21 protein-coding genes are annotated in these 21,495 nt (G+C 71.1%); 15 read left to right on the top strand and 6 right to left on the bottom strand.

What is annotated here, in order from left to right:
- Window positions 1-95 precede the first annotated feature (95 nt).
- Both IEX89_RS00005 and IEX89_RS00010 read left to right on the top strand, forming a co-directional pair.
- On the top strand, window positions 96-1,037 hold the full coding sequence (locus IEX89_RS00005) for an acetamidase/formamidase family protein (RefSeq protein ID WP_188908162.1): 942 nt from the start codon (window positions 96-98) through the stop codon (window positions 1,035-1,037).
- Window positions 1,038-1,100: 63 nt separating this feature from the next.
- Window positions 1,101-2,231 (top strand): AI-2E family transporter, encoded by a 1,131-nt coding sequence (locus IEX89_RS00010; protein ID WP_188908164.1) that lies wholly within the window; start codon window positions 1,101-1,103, stop codon window positions 2,229-2,231.
- On the opposite strand, the gene IEX89_RS00015 is transcribed toward IEX89_RS00010, so the two are convergent.
- The 4 genes from IEX89_RS00015 to IEX89_RS00030 all read right to left on the bottom strand — a co-directional run bounded on the left by IEX89_RS00015 (window position 2,228) and on the right by IEX89_RS00030 (window position 6,544).
- Window positions 2,228-2,794 (bottom strand): hypothetical protein, encoded by a 567-nt coding sequence (locus IEX89_RS00015; RefSeq protein ID WP_188908166.1) that lies wholly within the window; start codon window positions 2,792-2,794, stop codon window positions 2,228-2,230. The genes IEX89_RS00010 and IEX89_RS00015 overlap by 4 nt on opposite strands.
- A gap of 136 nt (window positions 2,795-2,930) precedes the next feature.
- Window positions 2,931-3,359: a hypothetical protein gene (locus tag IEX89_RS00020; protein ID WP_188908168.1), complete on the bottom strand. Its 429-nt coding sequence runs from the start codon at window positions 3,357-3,359 to the stop codon at window positions 2,931-2,933.
- A gap of 172 nt (window positions 3,360-3,531) precedes the next feature.
- The gene (locus tag IEX89_RS00025; protein ID WP_188908170.1) at window positions 3,532-5,943 is read right to left on the bottom strand and encodes a methyl-accepting chemotaxis protein; all 2,412 of its coding nucleotides are present in this window, start codon (window positions 5,941-5,943) and stop codon (window positions 3,532-3,534) included.
- A gap of 112 nt (window positions 5,944-6,055) precedes the next feature.
- A complete protein-coding gene (locus tag IEX89_RS00030) occupies window positions 6,056-6,544 on the bottom strand; it encodes a YcgN family cysteine cluster protein (protein ID WP_188908172.1) in 489 nt (162 codons plus the stop codon).
- Between the two features lie 293 nt (window positions 6,545-6,837).
- Here IEX89_RS00030 and IEX89_RS00035 point away from each other — a divergent pair, with 293 nt between their 5' ends.
- The 6 genes from IEX89_RS00035 (at window position 6,838) to IEX89_RS00060 (ending at window position 12,165) form a co-directional block, all read left to right on the top strand.
- Window positions 6,838-9,051 (top strand): transglycosylase domain-containing protein, encoded by a 2,214-nt coding sequence (locus tag IEX89_RS00035; protein WP_188908174.1) that lies wholly within the window; start codon window positions 6,838-6,840, stop codon window positions 9,049-9,051.
- A gap of 80 nt (window positions 9,052-9,131) precedes the next feature.
- Complete coding sequence (locus tag IEX89_RS00040; RefSeq protein WP_188908176.1) at window positions 9,132-9,758, top strand: DUF1214 domain-containing protein; 627 nt, start codon at window positions 9,132-9,134, stop codon at window positions 9,756-9,758.
- On the top strand, window positions 9,755-10,402 hold the full coding sequence (locus tag IEX89_RS00045; protein ID WP_244645036.1) for a DUF1254 domain-containing protein: 648 nt from the start codon (window positions 9,755-9,757) through the stop codon (window positions 10,400-10,402). The genes IEX89_RS00040 and IEX89_RS00045 overlap by 4 nt, the downstream gene beginning before the upstream one ends.
- 161 nt (window positions 10,403-10,563) lie before the next feature.
- Window positions 10,564-11,310, top strand: a complete 747-nt coding sequence (locus tag IEX89_RS00050) for a heme ABC transporter permease (RefSeq protein ID WP_188908178.1) — start codon at window positions 10,564-10,566, stop codon at window positions 11,308-11,310.
- Window positions 11,311-11,321: 11 nt separating this feature from the next.
- Window positions 11,322-11,507 carry a heme exporter protein CcmD gene (ccmD, locus tag IEX89_RS00055; RefSeq protein ID WP_188908180.1) on the top strand — a complete coding sequence of 62 codons (186 nt, stop codon included), beginning with the start codon at window positions 11,322-11,324 and terminating at the stop codon, window positions 11,505-11,507.
- A 1-nt stretch (window position 11,508) separates the two neighbouring features.
- A complete protein-coding gene (locus IEX89_RS00060; RefSeq protein ID WP_188908182.1) occupies window positions 11,509-12,165 on the top strand; it encodes a DsbE family thiol:disulfide interchange protein in 657 nt (218 codons plus the stop codon).
- Window positions 12,166-12,173: 8 nt separating this feature from the next.
- Here IEX89_RS00060 and leuD read toward each other — a convergent pair whose 3' ends face one another.
- Window positions 12,174-12,785, bottom strand: coding sequence for a 3-isopropylmalate dehydratase small subunit (leuD, locus tag IEX89_RS00065; protein ID WP_188908184.1), 612 nt, complete (start codon window positions 12,783-12,785; stop codon window positions 12,174-12,176).
- Window positions 12,786-12,787: 2 nt separating this feature from the next.
- On the bottom strand, window positions 12,788-14,224 hold the full coding sequence (gene leuC, locus IEX89_RS00070; protein ID WP_188908186.1) for a 3-isopropylmalate dehydratase large subunit: 1,437 nt from the start codon (window positions 14,222-14,224) through the stop codon (window positions 12,788-12,790).
- A gap of 125 nt (window positions 14,225-14,349) precedes the next feature.
- Between leuC and IEX89_RS00075 the strand changes: the two genes are divergently transcribed.
- From IEX89_RS00075 to IEX89_RS00105, 7 genes are all read left to right on the top strand, one after another.
- Entirely contained in the window at window positions 14,350-15,204 is an 855-nt protein-coding gene (locus IEX89_RS00075) for a GntR family transcriptional regulator (RefSeq protein ID WP_188908188.1), read from the top strand.
- The gene (locus tag IEX89_RS00080; RefSeq protein ID WP_188908190.1) at window positions 15,201-16,409 is read left to right on the top strand and encodes an ABC transporter substrate-binding protein; all 1,209 of its coding nucleotides are present in this window, start codon (window positions 15,201-15,203) and stop codon (window positions 16,407-16,409) included. Before IEX89_RS00075 ends, IEX89_RS00080 begins: the two co-directional genes overlap by 4 nt.
- A gap of 282 nt (window positions 16,410-16,691) precedes the next feature.
- A complete protein-coding gene (locus IEX89_RS00085) occupies window positions 16,692-17,564 on the top strand; it encodes a branched-chain amino acid ABC transporter permease (RefSeq protein ID WP_188909083.1) in 873 nt (290 codons plus the stop codon).
- The gene (locus tag IEX89_RS00090) at window positions 17,561-18,607 is read left to right on the top strand and encodes a branched-chain amino acid ABC transporter permease (protein ID WP_188908192.1); all 1,047 of its coding nucleotides are present in this window, start codon (window positions 17,561-17,563) and stop codon (window positions 18,605-18,607) included. Before IEX89_RS00085 ends, IEX89_RS00090 begins: the two co-directional genes overlap by 4 nt.
- A 2-nt stretch (window positions 18,608-18,609) precedes the next feature.
- Complete coding sequence (locus tag IEX89_RS00095) at window positions 18,610-19,380, top strand: ABC transporter ATP-binding protein (protein WP_188909085.1); 771 nt, start codon at window positions 18,610-18,612, stop codon at window positions 19,378-19,380.
- Window positions 19,364-20,065: an ABC transporter ATP-binding protein gene (locus IEX89_RS00100; protein WP_188908194.1), complete on the top strand. Its 702-nt coding sequence runs from the start codon at window positions 19,364-19,366 to the stop codon at window positions 20,063-20,065. Before IEX89_RS00095 ends, IEX89_RS00100 begins: the two co-directional genes overlap by 17 nt.
- Before the next feature lie 39 nt (window positions 20,066-20,104).
- Window positions 20,105-21,487: an MmgE/PrpD family protein gene (locus tag IEX89_RS00105; protein ID WP_188908196.1), complete on the top strand. Its 1,383-nt coding sequence runs from the start codon at window positions 20,105-20,107 to the stop codon at window positions 21,485-21,487.
- Window positions 21,488-21,495 lie beyond the last annotated feature (8 nt).

A 21,495-nucleotide genomic window follows, 5' to 3' on the forward strand; every position in this document is an offset into this window, starting at 1 on the left:
AAGGGCGAGCACACGTGGCCGTCGCGGCAAGTGCTCGGGCTGGAGAATACTACGCCGCTTCGCGGCTCCGCATCCTCCAGCCCGAAGGTGCACCAATGAGCACGCACCGCCTCGACGCGTCGCCGCAGACCGTCCACTGGGGCTATTTCGACGCCGCGCTGGCGCCGCGCCTCGAGATCGACAGCGGCGAGACGGTGACGATCTCCACCGTCTCCGGAGCGCCCGAGGTGATGCCGGGAGCGCCCTTCGTCGTGCCACCGGCGCTTTCCGCCATCCACGCCGCGCTCTCGCCGAAGCTGCCGGGCCACATCTGCACGGGCCCCGTCGCCGTGCGCGGGCTGAAGGCCGGGGGCGTGCTCGAGGTACGCATCCGCGAGATCGAGCTGCACTACGACTGGGGCTACAACACGCTCGGCCCCCAGCGCGGCGCGCTGCCGGACGACTTCGCCACGCCGCGCTGCGTGCACATCCCGCTCGATCGCGAGAAGAACGTCGCGCGCCTCTCCTGGGGCCTGGAATTGCCGCTCGCGCCGTTCTTCGGGGTCATGGGCGTCGCGCCGCCGAAGGAATGGGGCGCGCTCTCCACACTCCCGCCGCGCCGCAACGGCGGCAATCTCGACAACAAGGAACTCGTCGCCGGCACGACGCTCTACCTCCCCTGCTTCGTCGACGGCGGCAATTTCTCCGTCGGCGACGGCCACGGCGCGCAGGGCGACGGCGAGGTCTGCATCACGGCGATCGAGACCGGCCTCGTCGGCACGTTCGAGCTGCACGCCCGCAACGACATGCGGCTCGCCTGGCCGCTCGCGGAGACGCCGACGCACTGGATCACCATGGCCTTCGACCCGGATCTCGACGATTGCGTCGTGATCGCGCTGCGCGAGATGATCGACCTCGTCGTCGATCGCGTCGGCATCTCGCGGGAGGACGCCTACATGCTGGCGAGCCTCGCCGCGGACCTGCGGGTGACGCAGGTCGTCAACGGCAACAAGGGCGTCCACTGCATGCTCGCCAAGGACTTCATGCGCCGCGGCTGAACCGAAGGCCGCACGGAACGACCCCGCTCCTCTCCCGTTCATCGGCGGCGAAGAGGAGCGGGCATGCCTGAAGACGAAACGAAGCCGGCGACGAGAACCACGCGTGCGCAGGGCGCGAGACGGGGCGATTTCGCCGGCGTCGAGGCGGGGTTCGTGCGCAAGGTCCTCGTGGTCCTCGCGGTCGTCGCCATCGCCTACGCCCTCTACAACGTCGCCTACGTCCTCGTTCTCGCCTTCGGCGCCCTGCTGCTGGGGATCATCATCCGCGCCTTCGTGCGGCTCGTCGAGCGCATCCCGGGCCTGCCGGAGCCGGCCGCGTTCTATGTGGGGCTCCTGGTCCTCGTCGCGCTCCTCGTCGGCTTCGGCTTCTTCTTCACGATGACGATGCAGAGCCAGGTTCGCGACGTCGTCGAGCAGCTGCCGCAGGCGATCGAGAGCCTCGGCGAGCGCTTCGACATCCAGGACCCGGTCCAGCGGCTGGAGGAACGCTTCACGGAGGCGAGCGGCAGCGGCACGACGCTGATGGGACGCGCCGCGAACATCGGCTTCACCGTCCTGGGCGGGCTCGTCGACGTCGGCATCGTGCTGTTCGCGGCGATCTATCTCGCCTACGACCCCTCCCTCTACCGGCGCGGCCTCGTGCACCTCTTCCCGCCCGAGCAGCACGAGCGCATCGACGCCGCGCTCGTCACGACGGGCAACGCGCTCGAGCTGTGGTTCTTCGGCCAGCTCGTCTCGATGGCCCTCGTGGGGCTGCTGACGGGTCTCGGCTTCTGGTGGGTCGGGCTGCCGGCCCCGGCGGCGCTGGGGCTGATCGCGGGGGTGACGAACTTCATCCCCTTCCTCGGACCCTTCCTCGGCTCCGCGCCCGCCCTCGTCTTCGCCTTCGGCGAGGGCATGAACGCGGTCTGGTGGACGATCGGCATCGTCGTCGTCGTCCAGCAGCTCGAAGGCAACCTCTTCCTGCCGCTGATCCAGCGCCGCGCGGTGAGCCTCGCCCCCGCCTTCGCGCTGTTCGCCATCGTCGCCTTCGGCCTGCTCTGGGGCTTCCTCGGCGTCTTCCTCGCCGTCCCCATGGCCGTGACGATCATGGTGCTCGTCAAGATGCTCTGGATGCGCGACACGCTGGGCGAGGAGACGGACGTGCCGGGGGAGGCGGATGGGGAGGACGACGGGGAGACGCGCGATCACTAGGGCGTGAACGCCGCCGTGCTTCTCTCGTCCGATCCAGCCCGGGCAAGCGTCGCCTCTACCGCGCGCACGAAACGTTCGCGACCATGCGAGAAGGCGCGCGCGTCGCTCGGCACGGTCTCAACCGCCCAGCAGAGGATCGCACGCAGCGGATCTGCGACCTCCTCGCGCGAAAGCCGTACGGCTCCGGGCGCACAATCGGTCTCGAGGAACGCTGGCGCGAACGACGCCCGCTCGCCCGACCACGAGATTTCGACGCCGTCGCCGAACCGCCTGATGTAGAGGTCCGGGACGATGCCGCCCGCCGCGGCGCTCCGAAGGCCGTGCCGGGCGTACCAATCCGACGCGGCACGCTCCAGAACGTCACCGTCCCGCTCGTCCGCCGCAAAGGCTCGATCCAGCGCATCCCGGACCGCTCGCGCCGCGGGAACGTCCGGCCGTTCCGCCCACGTGTAGGCTTGCTCGCCGAGGAGATGATCCCATTCCTCTGCCACCCATTCGAGCAGGGGCGCGAGATACCAGCGGATGCCGCTCGCAGGGCCGTCCGGCGTCACCAGCGCGCTCACGCGGTGGCCCGCTACGACGATCTCGAGCTCGCCCCACGACCAGCCGTAATCTGCCGGGCGCCGCTCCGGCGGATCGGGATCCTGCAGCCAGCGTGCCGCGAAGGCGAAGCGGGATGGATCACCGGTGCGAAATAGGTCAGTCATCGTCGCTCAACGCCCAGAAGCGGTCATTCGGTGCAAGCCGGACCTGCCGGCGAATGTCGCGCCGTACGACATGCCCCGCGTCGACCAGGGCGTCGCGCACAACGGGCGGCACGTCCAGCCAAGGCACCGGATAGCCATGCCATGTCCCATCATTGCTCATCTGCGCCGAGAATGCGATGCCGCGGCTCGCAGCATATCGGCGCCCGCGCTTATCGACCACGCTCGCCGAGAGCATCGTCTGAGCGGTCGTTCGGCTCCAGGCTGTCGCATCGTCCTCGTCGACGATAGCTCTTCGCCCATCGGTGTGCGTCCATGCCGGGCAGATGGTGCCGAACCCACCGTCCGGTCGCCAGAGCTTGTGCTTCTTGCTCCCGCGATAGACCAGACCGGTCGTCGACGATGGACTCTCCTCGCCTCGCATGCTCCGCCCCGTCTATGCACGTGTGGAGCCTATAGTATAGATCACCATCATGATGCAACTTTCGAATCGTGACCAGATCCATCCACGCTAGTCATCGTCGATCCGCGACAAACGAAAGGCGGAGCCCTCGCGAGCCCCGCCCCGTCGCTGATCGAACCTCGGCGTCAATCCCTCACGCCGCCAGCGCCTCCAGCTCATCCTGGCGCTCGACGAAGCGCAGGCCGGCGTCGCCGTCGCCGGCGCGGACGAGCTCGGCGTCGATGCGGCGGCCGGTGCCGAGCTCGAGCTGGACGCGGGTGCCGCGCGGCAGGTCGCCGGCGCCGGAGACGCGCGCGCCGGTCTCGCTGACGTCGACGATGGTCACCGGGCGGCGGCCGCCGGCGGCCCAGAGGGAAGCGCCCGTCATGATGCGCTTGCGGAAGCTCTCGCGGCGATCCCGCACGTCGGCCGCGACGTCGGCGAGGAAGCGCTCGACCGCGGTGGCGAGCTCGCCCGCCACCGCGTTGAGGTCGTCGGAGACCTTGTTGACCCGAGACGCCTCGCTCGAGGTCTCGTCGATGGCCGCGGTGACGGTGTCGACGTTGCGCGTCGCCTCGGTGCTGCCGTTCGAGGCCACCGAGATCGAGTGCGATATCTCCTTCGTTGCGGCGTCCTGCTGCTCCACGGCGGCGGCGATGGCGCCCATGAAGCTGCGGATCTCGCGCACCGCCGCGTCGATCTCGCGGATCGCCTCGACGGAGGAGGAGGCCGCGGACTGCACGGCGGCGATCTGCTCGGCGATCTCGGCGGTGGCCTTGCCGGTCTGGCCGGCGAGCGTCTTCACCTCCGCCGCCACGACGGCGAAGCCCTTGCCGGCCTCGCCCGCTCGCGCGGCCTCGATCGTCGCGTTCAGAGCCAGCAGGTTCGTCTGCGCGGCGATGGCGTCGATCATCTCGACGACGGCGCCGATGCGGTCGGCGCTCTCGGAGAGGCCGCCCACGCGGGCGTTGGTGCGCTCGGCGACCTCGCTGGCGCGCCCCACGACGCCGGTGGCGCGCTGGGCCTGCTCGGCGATCTCGCGGATCGAGGCGGCGAGCTGCTCCGCCGCGGCGGCGACGGACTGGACCTCGTTGGCCGCCGTCATCGAGGCGGAGCGGGCGGCGCCGGCGCGGGTGACCGCGTTGCCGGCGACGCTCGCCAGATGACCGGCCGTGTCGCGCATCGTCCCGGTCCCCTCGCGCATGCCGGCGATGGTGCGCGAGATCAGGTCGCGGAAGCGCGCGATGAGCGTGTCGAGCTGGGCCTGACGCTGGCGCTCGCGGTCGCGTTCGCGCTGCGCCTCGGCCTCCAGCCGCTCGCGGGCCAACGCGTTCTCCTTGAACACGGCGACCGCGCGGCTCATGGCGCCGATCTCGTCGGCGCGCTCGGTGCCGTCGATGGCGACGCCCAGGCGCCCGTCCGCGATCTCGCCCATGGTGCGCACGAGGCGCGTGATCGGCACCGTGAGCGTGCGGGCGATCAGCCAGCCGCCGATCGCGGCCGCCGCGAACAGGACGAGGGCGGTGAGGATCATCATGTTGCGCATGGCGACGAGCGGCGCGCCGATCTCCGTCGTTCCCTGGCTCGCGACGATGGCCCAGGTCGTGCCGTGGAAGGAGAGCGGCGTGCCCACCTTCAGGTGGGGCGTGCCGTCCGCCCCGGTGCTCTCGACGACGACGTGGCGTCCCTCCAGCGCGGCGTCGATGGCCGGGCCGTCGACGCGCGTCGCGAGGATGTCGTTGGCCTCCGTCAGGCGGCTGTCGTTGCGCGCGAGGCGGTCCGTCCCGACGATGAGCGTCTCGCCCGTCTCGCCGAGGCCGGAGGCGGCGCTCATCACGGTGTTGATCGTGTCGATGGGCATCTGGAAGGCGAGGACGCCGACGGTGCGCCCGTCAGCGACGATCGGCGTCGAGATGAAGCTCGCCGGCGCGTCGGCGCTCGGGGCGTAGGGCTCGAAATCGAAGAAGGAGATCGCCCCCTCCCCGGCCGGGCGCGCGGCGCGGAACGCCTCGCCGAGCGCCGTGCGCGCCCATTCGCCGGCACCGCTCGCGAAGCCGGTGGCGAAGTCCTCCTCCTTGAACACCGTGTAGACGAGGCGCCCTTCGGCGTCGAAGAGGAAGATGTCGTAATAGCCGCGCTCCTCCAGGAGCGTGCGGAACCAGGGGTGATAGGCCGCGTGGGCGTCGTCGTAGGCCGCGCCCGCGTCGCCGCGGTCGAGCAGGTGCTTCGACCCGAGCGGGTTGGGGTTCTCGCGGATGTAGGCGCGCTTCAGGACCGTGGTGGCATCGGCGCCCAGCGCGTCGTAGCCGGCGGTGAAGCTCTCGAGCGCCTCGGCGACGAAGGGGCTCTGGGCCGTGATGCGCAGATCCTGCTCGATCGAGGCGAGGTAGGCGCCGAGTTGCCGGGCGCGGTCGTCGGCGATCGCCGCCAGATCGTCCTGCTTGATCGTCACGAGGGCGTCCGCCGCCCGCCAATAGCTGGCGGCGCCGACGCCGATCCCCACCAGCATGGCGAAGCCGACGATGGTCGCCGGCAGCTTTGCCTCGATCTTGAGCCCCTTGATCATCCCGTTCCCCCGGCAAGCCACGTTGCACGGGAGACGAATGTCGACACGATCATCTAAGAAAGCGCTAATTTTATCGTATGTGAGTGTATACAATGGGAACCGCGGCGCGTCCTCAGGCGCCCTCCTCGTCCTCCCACGGCCAGGCGACGACGCGCGCGCAGATCTCGCCGAGCGTCATCTGCGTCTCGAGACCGGACACCCGCCCCCGCACGGAGATCCCGGCGGCATGCACCGTCTCGGGCGAGCCCGAGACGAGGGGGTGCCACCAGGCGAGCCCCCTGCCCTCCGCCACGCGGCGATAGGCGCAGGTCCCCGGCAGCCAGGAGAGCGTCTCCACCGCCTGGGGCGTGAGACGCACGCAATCGGGCACCTTCGCCTGACGGTTCGGGTAGTCGCGGCAGCGGCAGCTCTGCGCGTCGAGGAGCTCGCACCCGACGTCGGTGTAGACGATCTCGTCGGTGTCCTCGTCCTCCAGCTTGACGAGGCAGCAGCGCCCGCAGCCGTCGCACAGGCTCTCCCATTCCGCCTCGCTCATCTCGGAAAGAGACTTCTCGTCCCAGAACGGGGCGGCGGCGGTGAGTGGCGTGTCGCGACGGGACATGCGGGCGATCCTCGACGGGCGTTCACCGCCCGTCAACCTCAACGAATTCCGAACGCGGCCGTGCCGTTTCGCGACGAATGCGAGCGGCACGACCCTTGCGGAGCCCGCCCATCAGGCGCCGGCCGGGCGGCAGCGGGGCCGCGGCGCGGCGAGAATGCGGCGAACGAGTTCCGTCCGGCGTCGTTTAACGAACGGAGCTGGTGACGCGAAATCGATTCGCGGGCCTACGAGGGTTCTGGTACGAAGCTTAACCTGCGGTTAAGCACCGCGAACGGGGACGGGGGCTCATCGACGTGCGTTTCGATCGGAGGATCAGCGTCTGGACACGCATCAAGCGGGCCTCGCTCGCTTTCGACGCGTGGCTGTCCGCCTCCGCCTTCGATTCGAGCGAGGACCTGAAGGGCGTCTGGCGCCGCTTCACGGCCTTCACCGACCTGTTCCGTGCCCGCGGCGCCACGCGCGTCGTGCTCGATCTCGCCTCCGAGGGCGTGACGCTCGGCCTCGCCGGCGCCTTCGTCATGCTCGGCCTCGCCATCCCCGCCTTCTACGAGACGCAGGAGGATTGGCGCCGCACGGACGAGCTCGCCGTCACCTTCCTGGACCGCTACGGGCAGGAGGTCGGCCGCCGCGGCATCCGCCACGACGACAGCGTGGCGCTGGACGAGATCCCCGAGGTCGTCATCAAGGCGGCGCTCGCCACCGAGGACCGGCGGTTCTTCACCCATTGGGGCATCGACCCGATCGGCACCGCCCGCGCGCTCGTCGCGAACTCGCGGGAGGGCGGCGTCGTCCAGGGCGGCTCGACGATCACCCAGCAGCTCGCCAAGAACCTGTTCCTGTCGAACGAGCGCACCCTCGACCGCAAGATCAAGGAGGCGTTCCTCGCGCTCTGGCTCGAGTTCCAGCTCTCGAAGAACGAGATCCTCAAGCTCTATCTCGACCGCGCCTACATGGGCGGCGGCAATTTCGGCGTCGTCGCGGCGGCGGACTTCTATTTCGGCAAGCCGATCGGCGAGGTGACGCTCGCGGAGGCCGCCATGCTGGCGGGCCTGTTCAAGGCGCCCTCGCGCTATTCGCCGCACGTGAACCTGCCCGCTGCCCGCGCCCGCGCCAACGACGTGCTCGGCGCCATGGTGGATGCCGGCTTCATGTCGGAGGGCCAGGTCCAGATCGCCCGCCGCAACCCGGCGAGCGCCATCGACCGCGGCCGCGAGACGACGCCGGACTATTACCTCGACTGGGCCTTCGAGCAGGTCCGCGACATGGCGCGGGACGGGCGCTTCGGCGACCACCGCGTCCTCCTCGTGAAGACGCCGCTCGACCAGGCCATGCAGCGCCGCTCCGAGCTCGCGGTGGAGGACACGCTGCGCCAGAACGGCGAGCGCTACGACGTCGCCCAGGCGGCCGCCGTGCTGATGGAGCCCGACGGCGCGGTGCGCGCCATCGTCGGCGGGCGCGATTACGGGCAGAGCCAGTTCAACCGCGCGGCCCATGCGCGCCGGCAGCCGGGCTCGTCGTTCAAGCCCTTCGTCTACGCGACGGCGCTCTCCTACCTGCCCTACAGGCCCGATTCGACCGTCGTCGACCGGCCGATCTGCCTCGGCAATTGGTGCCCCAACAACTACAATCGCTCCTTCGCCGGGGCGATGCCGATGATCACGGCGCTGGCGCGCTCGATCAACACCATCCCCGTGCGGCTCTCCGTCGAGATCGGCGAGGGCAACGCCCGGCGCGGGCGCGCGCGAATCATCGAGACGGCGCGTGCCATGGGCGTCGAGACGCCGCTCGCCGACACGTCCTCGCTGCCGATCGGCGCCTCCGAGATGACGGTGCTCGACATGGCGGCGGGCTACGCCGTCTTCGCCAACGGCGGCCAGCGCGCGCGGCCCTACGCCGCCGTGGAGGTGACGACGCCCGACGGCGAGGTGCTCTACGTCCACGATCGCGACGAGCCGCGCCCTCAGGTCCTCTCGAGCCGCGTGGTCGGCGACATGAACACCATGCTCGTCGCCGTGCCCGAGCGCGGCACCGGCCGCCGCGCGGCGCTGGACGGCATCCGCTCGGCCGGCAAGACCGGGACGACGAACGCCTATCGCGACGCGTGGTACGCCGGCTACACCGGCAATTTCGTCACCGCCGTGTGGTTCGGCAACGACGACTTCACCTCCACGAACCGCATGACCGGCGGCTCCCTCCCCGCGATGGCCTTCAAGGAGATCATGAGCTTCGCCCATCGCAACGTCGAGATCCGCCCCATCCCCGGCCTCGACGGCGACGGGCCGGCCATGGCCGCCGTCGATCCGGCGACGACGGCGAGCGTCGATCCCCAGGTGCTCGCGCTCCAGCGCAACACGCTCTCGCGGCGCTCCTTCGAGGTGATCAACGGGATCGGCAGCCTGTTCGAGACCGCCCGCGCGCCCCGCGGCTTCCGCGAGAGCCGCGCCGTGCCGGGTGCGGGGCTGGCGCAGCCGGCGGCGGCGGGCGGCTTCACGTCCGTGACCCGCTGAGCGAGGGCGTGCTTCCCGCGCACGCCGCGACGGGGTAGGAGTACGCGGCGCCGGTCGGCGCCCGCCAACGAAGACGTGCCATGCTCGATGCCCTGCGCCGCGCGGCGCGGAACGCCTACCACCTCCTGCTGATCGGATATGCGGCGGCGCTCGGCGCCGGGCTCGGGCTCGGCTCGGCGCTGTGGGTGCTGGAGGGGGACTATCCGTTCGGGGAGCGTCGCGCCCAGGCCTGGCTCGCCTGGCCGAGCGTCGGCTCGCCGCAATCGGACCCGTATGCCCGCGCCATCCTCGCCCGCTCGGCGGACGTGCCGCTGGCGCTGGGCGAAGGCATCGCCTTCCACGCCTACGAGGACGAGCTCGGCCGCCCCCTCGACGCGCGCTGCCGCTACGCGATCTCCGGCGAGACGCCCGTGGCGCGCGCCTGGACGCTCACCCTCTACGATCCCGACGGGCGCCTGATCGAGACGCCGCAACGTCGCCCGGGCCTCACCTCGGCGGAGGTGCTCCGCGCGGAAGACGGCGCCGTGACGATCGCGCTCGCGCCCGATCCGCAGCCCGGCAACTGGATCCAGCTTCCCGGCAGCGGCGGCTTCCAGGCGGTGCTGCGGCTCTACGACAGCCCCGTCTCCGGCGCGCTCGGCTGGCTCGACGACGGCGCCATGCCGCGAATCGTGCGCCTCTCCTGCACCGGGGAGGCGACGTCGTGAGGCCCCGCTCCCGCGCCATCCTCGACAGCCTGGGCCGCAACGTCGGCAAGCTCGCGCTCGCCACGACGATCGCGATCGTGCTCGCGGCGATGACGCACATCGCCGCGATCCTGATGCTCCCCTGGCTCGCGCGGCAGGACGCGTACGCTCGCCTCGCGCCCACGGCGAGCGCGGAGAACGCCGTCCTCGTCGCCGCCCCGCGCGCCGGCGGCTTCGGCGAGGTCGACGCGCCGCTTCCCGAGACCTGGCTGCCGCTGCACGACCCCGCGCTCGCGGTCGGCGCCTGCGCCTACGATCTCGCCGACGGGCCGCTGCGCGTCAGCGCGCCGGACGGTGCGCTCTTTCAGACGATCTCCCTCCACGCGAGGGGCGCCGGCGCCTACTACGCAATCACCGACCGCGCCGCCGTGCGCGGGCGCCTGGAGCTCGTCGTCGCGACCCGCGACCAGCTCGACGCAATCCTCGCGGAGGAGGCGGCGGCACAGGTGGAGACGGGGCCCGCCGACGCCTTCGGAGACCTGCGCGTCGTCGCACCCACGCGGGAGGGCTTCGTCCTCGTGCGCACGCTCGCCGCCTTCCCGAGCGAGGCGCCGCTGGCGGAGGCGCTGGTCGAGGCGGTGTCCTGCACGATCGAGCCGCTCTGAGGCGCGAAGATCGGCGTGACGGGGTCCGGTCTTGCGCGCATTGCCGGGTGCGTCCGCGCGAGGCATGGTCGGCCGGCCCGGAACGGTTCCGAGGTGCGACCACGGCGCCGTTGCGGCGCGGAGGCCCGCTCGCTACATCGAACGGGGTCCGAGGAAGCCGAATGCTGACGAAACTCGCCAATCCGACCACGTTCCTGCGCTGGTCAGGGGCTCTCCTGCCCTGGCTCGGCGGCCTCGCCGTCGCCACGCTCGCGGTCGGCCTCTACATGGCCTGGTTCGTCGCCCCGCCGGACTACCAGCAGGGCGAGACGATCCGGATCATGTACATCCACGTCCCGGCCGCCTGGCTCGCGCTCTTCCTGTACGCGATGATGAGCGCCTCCGCGATCGGCACGCTGGTCTGGCGCCATCCCCTCGCAGACGTCTCGCAGAAGGCGGCCGCTCCCATCGGCGCGGCGTTCACCCTCGTGTGCCTGATCACGGGGGCGCTGTGGGGCAAGCCGATGTGGGGGACCTACTGGGTATGGGACGCGCGGCTGACCTCCGTGCTCGTCCTCTTCCTCGTCTATGCCGGCATCATCGCGCTGTGGCGCACGATCGAGGATCCCTCCCGCGCCGCGCGGGCGGTAGCGATCCTCACCCTCGTCGGCGCGCTGAACCTGCCCATCGTCAAGTTCTCGGTCGATTGGTGGAACACGCTGCACCAGCCCGCCAGCGTCTTCCGCGTCGACGGCCCGACGATCTACCCGTCCATGCTCTACCCGCTGCTCGTCATGGCGGTGGGCGTCAGCCTGCTCGCCATCGCCATGCACATGTACGCCATGCGCACCGAGATCTTCCGGAGGCGCGTGCGCACCCTCTCCATCCTCGAGGCCGAGCGCCTCGACGAGCGCCGCCTCGCGGCCTGAAGCGTCCCCCGATGAGCGATCCGCACACGCCCTTCATCCTCGCGAGCTACGCCGCGACAATCCTCGTCGTCGGCGGGCTGATGGTGCGCATGGTCCTCGACCAGCGCGCCCAGAAGCGCGCGCTCGCCGATCTCGAGGCCCGCGGCGTGGGTCGTGGGCGGCGCAGCGGCCGCGCGGCCGAGACGGAGAAGAGGTGAGATGGACGAGCGCCCGCACCATCCGCCCGAGGCTACGTCGCCCGACGCGGCCGATCCCGCGCCCCGCGCCAAGGTGCGCGTGCTCTTCCTCCTGCCGGTCCTGATCTTCGCGGGCCTCGCAATCGTGTTCCTGATCGGGCTCTTCGGCGACCCGTCCCGCGTGCCCTCCGTCCTCATCGGCCGCGCCGCGCCGGAGGTGAGCCTGCCGCCGCTGGAGGGGCTCACCGAGGCCGGCATGCAGATCCCGGGCTTCGCCACGGCCGATCTCGCGGGCACGCCGGAGGCGCCCGTCACCATCGTCAACGTCTGGGCCTCCTGGTGCGGCCCCTGCCGCGTCGAGCATCCGGTGCTCATGGAGCTCGCGACGCTGCCCTACCTCAACATCGTCGGCATCAACTACAAGGACGCGCCCGAGAACGCGCGGCGCTTCCTCGGCGCGCTCGGCAACCCGTACGACCGCGTCGGCGTCGATGAGAACGGCCGCTCCGCCATCGAATGGGGCGTCTACGGCGTGCCGGAGACCTTCGTCGTCGATTCCGAGGGCGTCATCCGCTACAAGCACATCGGGCCGATCGAGCCGCACCAGATCGAGACGTTCCTGGACGCCGTGCGCGCCGCCCTCCCCGAGGACATGCGCGCGCGCCTGCCCACCGGCTGAACGCTTCCTCAGGCGTCCGGCCGCGCCCAGGGCCGGCGCGTGGCATCGGCCTCGGCGAAGGCGGCGATCTCGTCGGCGCGGCTGAGCGTCATGTCGAGATCGTCCCAGCCGTTGAGCAGCTTCGTGCGCATCACGGGGTCGATCATGATGGCGATGGGCTCGCCCGCGCCCTCGATCCGCTCCGCCTCGAGATCGACGACGAGCTCCTCGAGCCCCGCTTCGAGCGCGAAGAGCAGGCGCTCGGCGTCCTCCTCGCTCACCACCGCCGGCAGGAGACCGTTGTTGGCGGCATTGGCGGCGAAGATGTCGCCGAAGCTCGGGGCGATCACGCAGCGGATCCCGTAATCGACCAGCGCGTAGACCGCGGCCTCGCGCGAGGAGCCCGCACCGAAATTGCGCCGCGCGACGAGGATCTGCGCGCCCGCCCGCGCCGGTTCGTCGAGGGGAAGCGCACCGCTCGGCCGCCCGTCCGAACCGTATCGCAGGTCGTACAGCAGAAAGCGCCCGTAGCCCTCCGCGCGCGGCGTCTTCATGAATCGCGCGGGGATGAGCTGGTCGGTGTCCACCGAGGCGAGCGGCAGCGGGCAGGCGAGTGCGCTCAGGCGTCGAAACGGCTCCATCCTCAGATCCTCCCCTCGAGCAGCGGGCGCGCATCGGCGAGACGGCCCTCGATGGCCGCGGCGGCGACCATCGCGGGCGACATCAGGTGCGTACGCGCGCCGGGGCCCTGACGGCCCTTGAAGTTGCGGTTCGTGGTCGAGGCGCAGCGCTCGCCCGACGCGACGATGTCGCCGTTCATGCCCACGCACATCGAGCAGCCCGAGGCGACCCATTCGAGCCCGGCCTCGACGAAGATCCGGTCGAGCCCCTCCTCCTCCGCCTGGCGCTTGACGAGGGAGGAGCCCGGCGAGACCAGGCCCGGCACCCGCGCCTTGCGCCCGGCGAGGATCGCGGCGGCCGCACGCAGGTCCTCGATGCGGCTGTTGGTACACGAGCCGATGAAGACGCGGTCCACCGCGATCTCCGTGAGCTTTCGCCCGGGCTCGAGGCCCATGTAGGCGAGCGCCTCGCGCGCATGCGCGGCTCGGCCGGGATCGGCGATCCGATCGGGATCGGGCGTCTCGCCGGTGATGGGGAGCGCGTCCTCCGGGCTCGTGCCCCAGGTGACGACGGGGGCGATCTCGTTGGCTGCGATGACGAACTCGCGATCGAAGGCGGCGTCGGCATCGCTGGCGAGCGCCAGCCAGTCCTCGGCGGCGCGCGCGAACGTCTCGCCCTTCGGCGCGAAGGGGCGTCCCTCCAGATAGCCGATCGTGGTCGCGTCCGGCGCGATCATGCCGAGCCGCCCGCCGCCCTCGATCGAGAGGTTGCACAGCGTCAGCCGGCCTTCCATGGAGAGCGCGCGCACGGCCGAGCCGGCATATTCGATGGCGTGACCGCGCGCACCGTCGGCGCCGAGCCGCGCGATCCAGGCGAGCGCCATGTCCTTGGCACCGACGCCCGGCATCAGCTTGCCCTCGAAGCAGATGCGCATGCGCCGCGGCTTCTTCTGCCACAGCGTCTGCGTCGCCAGCACGTGCGCCACGTCCGAGGCGCCGATGCCGAAGGCGAAGGCGCCGAACGCGCCGTGCGTCGAGGTGTGGCTGTCGCCGCACACCATCGTCAGCCCCGGCAGCGTCAGGCCCTGCTCGGGCCCCACCACGTGGACTATACCCTGGCGCGGATCGTCGAGGCCGAACAGGCGGATGCCGTGCGTGGCCGTGTTGTCCGCGAGCTGTCCGACCATGCGCGCGATCCCCTCGTCGGCGATGGCGCCGCCGCGCCCGCGGGTCGGCACGTAATGGTCGGCGACGCCGAAGGTGAGGTCCGGCCGGCTCACGGGCAGGCCCTTCTCGCGCAGCTTGGCGAAGGCGTGGTGCGAGCCTTCGTGGACGAGGTGGCGGTCGATGTAGAGGAGGCTCGGCCCGTCGTCGCGGGTGGTGACGACGTGCTGATCCCAGACCTTCTCGAACAGGGTGCGCGGGGCTCCGTGCGGGTTCGACGGGCTCGGGTCGGGCATGGGGGATGTCCTCGGCAACTCGGCGCTTGACGCGCCGCTCTTGTCTTATACTCTCGCCAGCAAGCTGTCTGATAGATAGCGCAAAGCGCTCCGCAAAGGAAGCGGCGGCCGGAGGTGGGGACACGATGGAAGTTCACGCCGACACGCGGGCACGGGTGGAGCCGTCGAAGACGCAGCGGCTCTATCTCGTCCTGCGCGACCGCATCGTCGGCGGCGCCCTCCCCCCGGGATCGCGGCTGCCGAGCGAGCCGGAGCTGTCGCAGGTCCACGGCGTCTCGCGCGTCACCGTTCGCCGCGCCCTCGACGGGCTCGAGCGCGACGGGCTCATCCGCCGCCAGCCGGGCGCGGGCACCTTCGTGATCAACCGCGGCAACGGCCCGGCCATCCTCGCCGACTTCTCGAACATGCTCGCCCATCTCGTGGAGATGGGTCGCGCCACCTCCGTGCGGCTGATCTCCTTCGCCTACGAGATCCCGGCAGCGCCGGTGGCGGGATCGCTGCGCCTCGCAGCCGAGGAGCGCGCCCAGCGCTCGGTGCGCGTGCGCCTCATCGACGGCGCGCCCTTCTCGCATCTGACGACGTGGGTCCCCGAGCGGATCGGCGTCACCTATTCCGAGGCCGATCTCGCCACGACGCCGCTGCTCGCGCTGCTCGAGCGCTCCGGCGTCGTCTGCGCCCGCGCCAGCCAGACCATCGGTGCGACGCTCGCCGGCCCCGAGACGGCGGGCGCGCTCGACGTCGAGGTCGGATCGGCCCTCCTTTCCCTCACCCGCACGGTCTTCGACGAGACCGGGCGCGGTGTGGAGCACCTGCACGCCCTCTATCGGCCGGATCGCTACGCGTTCCAGATGGAGATGACGCGCACCGGCCGGGACGGCGCTCGCCGCTGGAGCCCGGTCGCCACCACGACGAAGCCGTCCGCCGAAGACGGCTCGGGAACGGTCCGTAGAGCCCCGCATCCAGGAGACCTTCAGCCGTGAGCAAGTCCACGTTCTCGATCACCCGCCGCACGCTGCTCCAGGGCGCGGCGGCCACCACCGCCCTCGTCGCGGCGCCCGCCTACCTGCGCGCCCAGTCCGCGCCGATCAAGGTCGGCATCCTCCAGCCGGTCACCGGCGCCCTCGCCTTCGACGGCCAGCAGGGCCGCATCGGCGCCGAGCTCGCCATCGAGATGATCAACGGCGCCGGCGGCATCGACGGCCAGATGATCGAGCCCGTCTTCGGCGACGCGCGCTCGACGCCCGAAGGCGGCACGGCCGAGGTCGAGAAGATGCAGGCCGAGGGCGTCGTCGCCATCGTCGGCGGCTTCGCCTCGCCCATCTGCCTCGCCTCCTCCCAGGCCGCCTCGCGCTACGACCTGCCCTACCTCGTCGACGTCGGCGTGTCGGACCAGATCGTCTCGCGCGGGCTCACCAACACGTTCCGCTTCGGCCCGGGCTTCGGCAAGGTGACGCAGCAGGCGCTGGAGAACCTCGTCAAGATCAACGAGGCCGCCGGCAATCCGGCCAAGACCGTCGTCCTCGTCCACGAGGACGGCCTGTTCGGCTCCGGCCTCGCCCAGCTCCTGCAGAACGAGCTGCCCAAGCGCGGCTTCGAGGTGCTGCAGACGCTCGCCCATCCGACGCCCGCGCGCGACATGTCGAACATCGCGCTCCAGATCCGCGCGGCGAACCCCGACCTCGTCATCCCCTCGAGCTATTACGGCGAGTTCGTGCTGCTCGCGCGCACCATGCAGCAGCAGCGCATCCAGCCCAAGGGCATCTACGCCGTCCTCAACGGCGCCGCCTCGAACTTCCGCTTCGTGCAGGAATTCCCGGACGCGGCCGAGAACGTCATGGACTGCAACCATTGGCACGATCCCCGCAAGGAGGAATCCCAGGCGCTGCTCGAGCGGGTGCGCGCGGACGGCAACGTGTGGACCTACAACATCCCGCTCAACTACTCGAACGTGAAGCTCCTCGCCGACGCCATCGCGCGAGCAGGCTCCACGGAGCGCACGGCCATCCGCGACGCGCTCGCCGCCTCCACCTTCGAGGACCACGTGATGCCCTACGGCCCGACGCAGTTCGTGGACGGCCAGAACCAGGGCGCCGCGCCGGTCAACACGCAGGTCCAGGGCGGGGACATCAAGGTGATCTTCCCCGAGGACTTCGCCGACGCCGAGGCCGTCTTCCCGGTGACGTGATCGGGGTCACGGCGCTCTCCACGCTCTCCCCTCCCCCTTGTGGGGAGGGGTCGGGGGTGGGGTCGTGCAGGACGATCTCGACGCGAATGCCGGGGGAGCGCCGAGGTGGTCGTTTTTCCACCCTCCGAGCTCTCCACGACGACCCCCATCCGACCCCTTCGGGGCCACCTTCCCCACAAGGGGGAAGGAAAAGCGCCGCAGGCGCCCGCGACCGACGCTCCGGCGTGCAGAGAAGCGAGCTCCCTCCGCAAGACGCTCACCGAACGAGGCCGCAGACACGTGATGTTCACGCCCGACATCGTCCTCACCGCCACGATCAACGGCCTGATGACCGGCGCGGTCTACGCGCTGATCGCGCTCGGGCTCACCCTCGTCTACGGCGTGCTCCACATCATCAACTTCGCCCACGGCGCCACGCTGACGGCGGCGATGTTCGGCGTGCTCGTGCTCAACCAGGCTCTGGGGATCGACCCCTACCTCGCGATCCTCGTCCTCACGCCGCTGTTCTTCGCCCTCGGCTACGCGGTCCAGCGCCTCGTCATCGGGCCCGCGAGCCACGGGGAGGACGTGAACATCCTCCTCGTGACGCTCGGCCTCGCCATCATCATCGAGAACGCGCTCCTCGCCATCTTCCGCTCGGACACGCGCAGCGTCGACACGCCCTACGGCTTCTCGGTGATCGAGGTCGGGAACCTCTTCCTCTCCACGCCGCGGGTGATCGCCTTCTTCGGCTCGATCGCGGTGGCGGTCGCGCTCTGGCTCGTCCTGGCGCGCACCGACACGGGCAAGGCGATCCGCGCCGTCGCCAAGGAGAAGACCGGCGCGGCGCTCGTGGGGATCGACGTGCGCCACGTCTACGCCGTCACCTTCGGGCTCGGCGCGGCGTGCGTCGCCATCGCCGCCTGCCTCCTGATGCCGACCTTCTACGTCAATCCGCGCGTGGGCGGTGCCTTCGTCCTCGTCGCCTTCACCATCGTGGTGCTCGGCGGCATGGGCTCGATCGCGGGCGCGCTCGTCGGCGGGCTCTTCATCGGCGTCGTGGAGAGCCTGTCGGGGCTCTATCTCGGCGAGAGCCTGGGGCAGATCGGCATCTTCCTGATCTTCATCCTCGTGCTCCTCTTCCGGCCGACGGGCCTGTTCGGAGCCAAGGCATGAGCGCGCGCGACCTCTCCACGGGCTTCCTGCCGATCGTCCTCGTCGTGGCGCTGCTGGCGCTCGTGCCGCTCTTCGTGACCTCGAACACGATCCTCAACTTCCTCGTCTTCACGCTGATCATCGCGCTGGCCGCGCAGGGCTGGAACCTGCTGGCGGGATACGGCGGGCAGTTCTCCTTCGGCCACGCGGCCTTCTTCGGCACCGGCGCCTACGCGGCGGCGATCCTGCAGGTGAATCTCGGCGTCAACGCCTATGTCGCGTTCCTCGTCGGCATCGGCCTCGGCGCGCTGGTGGGCTTCGTCATCGGCTATCTCTCCTTCCGCTCCGGTCTCAAGGGCTCGTATTTCGCGCTCGTAACGCTCGCCTTCGCGGAGGTGCTGCGCATCCTCGCCAATTCCGCGGGCTTCACCGGTGGCGCCGCCGGCATCCTGATCCCGCTGGACGTGTCGGCCTGGAACTTCCAGTTCGAGAGCCGCGGGGCGTATTACTGGGTGGCGCTCGCCCTCGTCGCGGCCGTGCTCGTGCTCAATCGGGCCATCGAGCGCGCGCGTTTCGGGGCGCAGCTCGTGGCGGTGCGCGAGAACGAGGCGGCGGCCCGGGCGCTCGGCGTCGATGCGCTGTCCGTCAAGCTCAAGGCGATCGCGCTCTCGGGCGCCATCACCGCCGCCGCGGGCGGGCTCTACGCGCAATACTTCCTCTATCTCGACGCGCTCATCGCCTACGGCCCGTGGATCTCCATCGAGGCGCTGCTCGCCCCCATCGTCGGCGGGCTCGGCACGGTGTTCGGGCCGCTCGTCGGGGCGCTGGCGCTGCACGGGCTGTCGGAGGCGTCCAAGCTGTTCGTGGGCGAGATCCCCGGCATCGATCTCGTGATCTTCGGCGCGGTGCTGATCCTCGTCGTCGCCTTCGCGCCGGACGGCGTCATGGGCGTCATCGGCCGGGTGCGCCGGCGTCTCGGCGGCGTGTCCGCCAAGACCTCTCCGGCCTCGGCCGCCGCGCCCGCTCCCGCGCCAGCGCCCACCCGCGAGGAGACGCCGGCATGACGATCCTGCGCGTCGAGAACGTCACCAAGCGCTTCGGCGGCCTCGTCGCCGTCGACGACGCCTCGCTCTCCGTGACGCCGGGCTCCATCACCGGGCTGATCGGGCCCAACGGCGCCGGCAAGACGACCCTCTTCACGGTGATCTCCGGCTTCGCCGCGCCGACGACGGGCCGCGTCCTCTTCGAGGAGCGTGACATCACCCGCGTCGAGGCCCACGAGCGCGCGCGGATGGGGATCGCGCGCACCTTCCAGATCGTCCAGCCCTTCGCGACGCTCTCGGTCGTCGAGAACATCGCGGTGGGCGCCTTCCTGCGCCACGCGGCGCGGGCGGACGCGCTCGAGGAGGCGCGGCGCGTCGCCGCCGAGGTCGGCCTCACCCCGATGCTCGACCAGCCGGCGAAGGCGCTCACCGTCGCCGGCCGCAAGCGCCTGGAGCTCGCCCGCGCGCTGGCGACGGGCCCGCGGCTCCTCCTCCTCGACGAGGTGCTCGCCGGCCTCAACCCCTCCGAGATCCGCGACATGATCCCCGTCATCCGCGCCATCCGCGCGCGCGGCGTGACGATCCTCATCGTCGAGCACGTGATGCAGGCCGTGATGAGCCTGTGCGACGACATCTACGTTCTCGCCCAGGGCAAGCTCATCGCGCAGGGGCCACCGGCCCGCATCGCGCGCGATCCGCACGTCGTCGAGGCCTATCTCGGCCACGGCGCGGCGCAGCGCCTCCAGGCGAAAGCCGGACAGATCGGGGAGGCCGCCCATGCTGAGCGTGCGTGATCTCGTCTCCGGCTACGGCGGCGTACCCGTCCTGCGCGGCATCTCGCTCGACGTCGGCCCCGGCGAGGTCGTCGCGGTGCTGGGCGCCAACGGTGTGGGCAAGACCACGCTCAACGCCACGATCTCGGGCCTCGTGCGCGCAACGGCCGGGGAGATCGTGTTCGACGGAGAGCGGATCGACGGCCTCGCGGCGCCGCAGATCGTGCGGCGCGGGCTCGTCCACGTGCCCGAGGGCCGCAAGATCTTCCCCAACCTCTCGGTGCGCGAGAACCTCGAGCTCGGCAGCTACACCCGCGCCAAGCCCAACCGCGCGAGGAACCTCGAACGCGTCTTCGAGACCTTCCCGCGGCTGCGCGAGCGCGCGGCGCAATTCGCCGGCACGCTGTCGGGCGGCGAGCAGCAGATGCTCGCCATCGGCCGCGGGCTGATGGGCGAACCCAAGCTCCTCATCCTCGACGAGCCCTCGCTCGGCCTCTCCCCGCTCCTCGTCGACGAGCTGTTCCGGCTCATCGCCGAGATCGCCAAGGGCGGGCTCGCCGTGATGCTGGTGGAGCAGAACGTCGTGCAGTCGCTGGAGCTCGCCGACCGCGCCTACGTGCTGGAGAACGGCGCGGTGACCATGTCGGGCGCGGCGCGCGACCTCGCCGCCAATCCGGAACTCGAGAAGGCGTATCTCGGCATGTGAGCGCATGCGCCCGCACCGAGCCGAAACCAGGAAAACCCCATGCGTATCGTCGCCGAACCCGTGCTGAGACGTCCCCCCACCCCCGATTGGGCGGTGCGATGGGGCGCTTTCGCCCACGACCTGCGCTTCGAGGACCTGCCGGAGGAGGCGGTGGCGCGCACCAAGCTCGTGATCGCCGACTGCATCGCCGCCATCGCCGCGGGCGCGCAGGAGTCCGAGACGCTCGCGCTCGCCGAGCGCCTGCTGGCGAGCGTCGGCATCGGGCCGCATCCGCTGATCGGCGCGCGCGTGCGCGGCTCGGCCGCCGCGGCGGCGCTCTTCAACGGCACGGCCGGCACGATGCTCGAGCTCGACGAGGGCAACCAGTACGCCCGCGGCCATCCCGGCATCCACGTCGTCCCCGCCGCCCTCGTCGCGGCGCAGCGCGCCGGCGCCACCGGGCGCGACCTGATCACGGCGGTGGCGCTCGGCTACGAGGTCGGCGCGCGCATCGGCATCGCCTCGAAGCTGCGGGTGAGCATGCATCCGCACGGCACCTGGGGAACGATCGGCGCCGCGGTCGCGGTGGCCAAGCTCAACGGTGCGACTGCCGAGCAGATCGTCGAGGCGATGAACGTCGCCTCCTCGCTGGGCCTCACGACGAGCCGGCGCACGATGCTGGAGGGCGGCACCGTCCGCAACAGCTTCGCCGGCTTCTCGAACCAGATCGGGCTCACCGTCTGGGACCTCGTCGCGGCGGGTTTCACCGGCGAGGCCGACGGCGTCGGCACCGTCTACGGCACGATCGCCGCGGAGGATTGGCGGCCGGACGAGATGACCGCCGAGCTCGGCACGCGCTGGGAGATCGCGCGCAACTACTTCAAGCGCCACGCCTGCTGCCGCTACAACCACGCCGCCCTCGACGCGCTGGCGAAGATCACCGGCGAGAGCGACGTCGCGCCCGACGACGTCGAGCGGGTGGAGGTCGACACCTACGTCTGGGCGGCCCAGCTCGCCTCGCCCGAGCCCCACAACATGCTCGCGGCGAAGTTCTCCCTGCCCTTCTCGATCGCGACGACCCTGGTCCACGGCGCCGCCACCGTCGACGCCTTCCGCGAGCCCGCGCGCAACGATGCGCGGGTGAGCGCGCTCGCGAAGCGCGTCGTCGTGCGCGAGGACGAGGCGCTCACCGCCCGACTTCCCGTGGAGCGCGCCGCGCGGGTGCGCGTGACGCTGCGCGACGGCCACACGCTCGACGCCGAGACCTACACCAATCGCGGGGACACCGAGGACCCCTACGGCGAGGCCGAGATCGAGGACAAGTTCCTGGAGCTGACGACCCCCGTCTGGGGCGCGCGCCAGGCGCAGGCGCTGCTGTGCGCCTGCCGCACGCTCGAGACCGCGGCCGGCCTCGACGACATCTACGCGCTGATCGCGCGTTGACCGGAGAA

The organism is Salinarimonas ramus, from assembly GCF_014645695.1.
Taxonomy (GTDB): Bacteria; Pseudomonadota; Alphaproteobacteria; order Rhizobiales; family Beijerinckiaceae; genus Salinarimonas; species Salinarimonas ramus.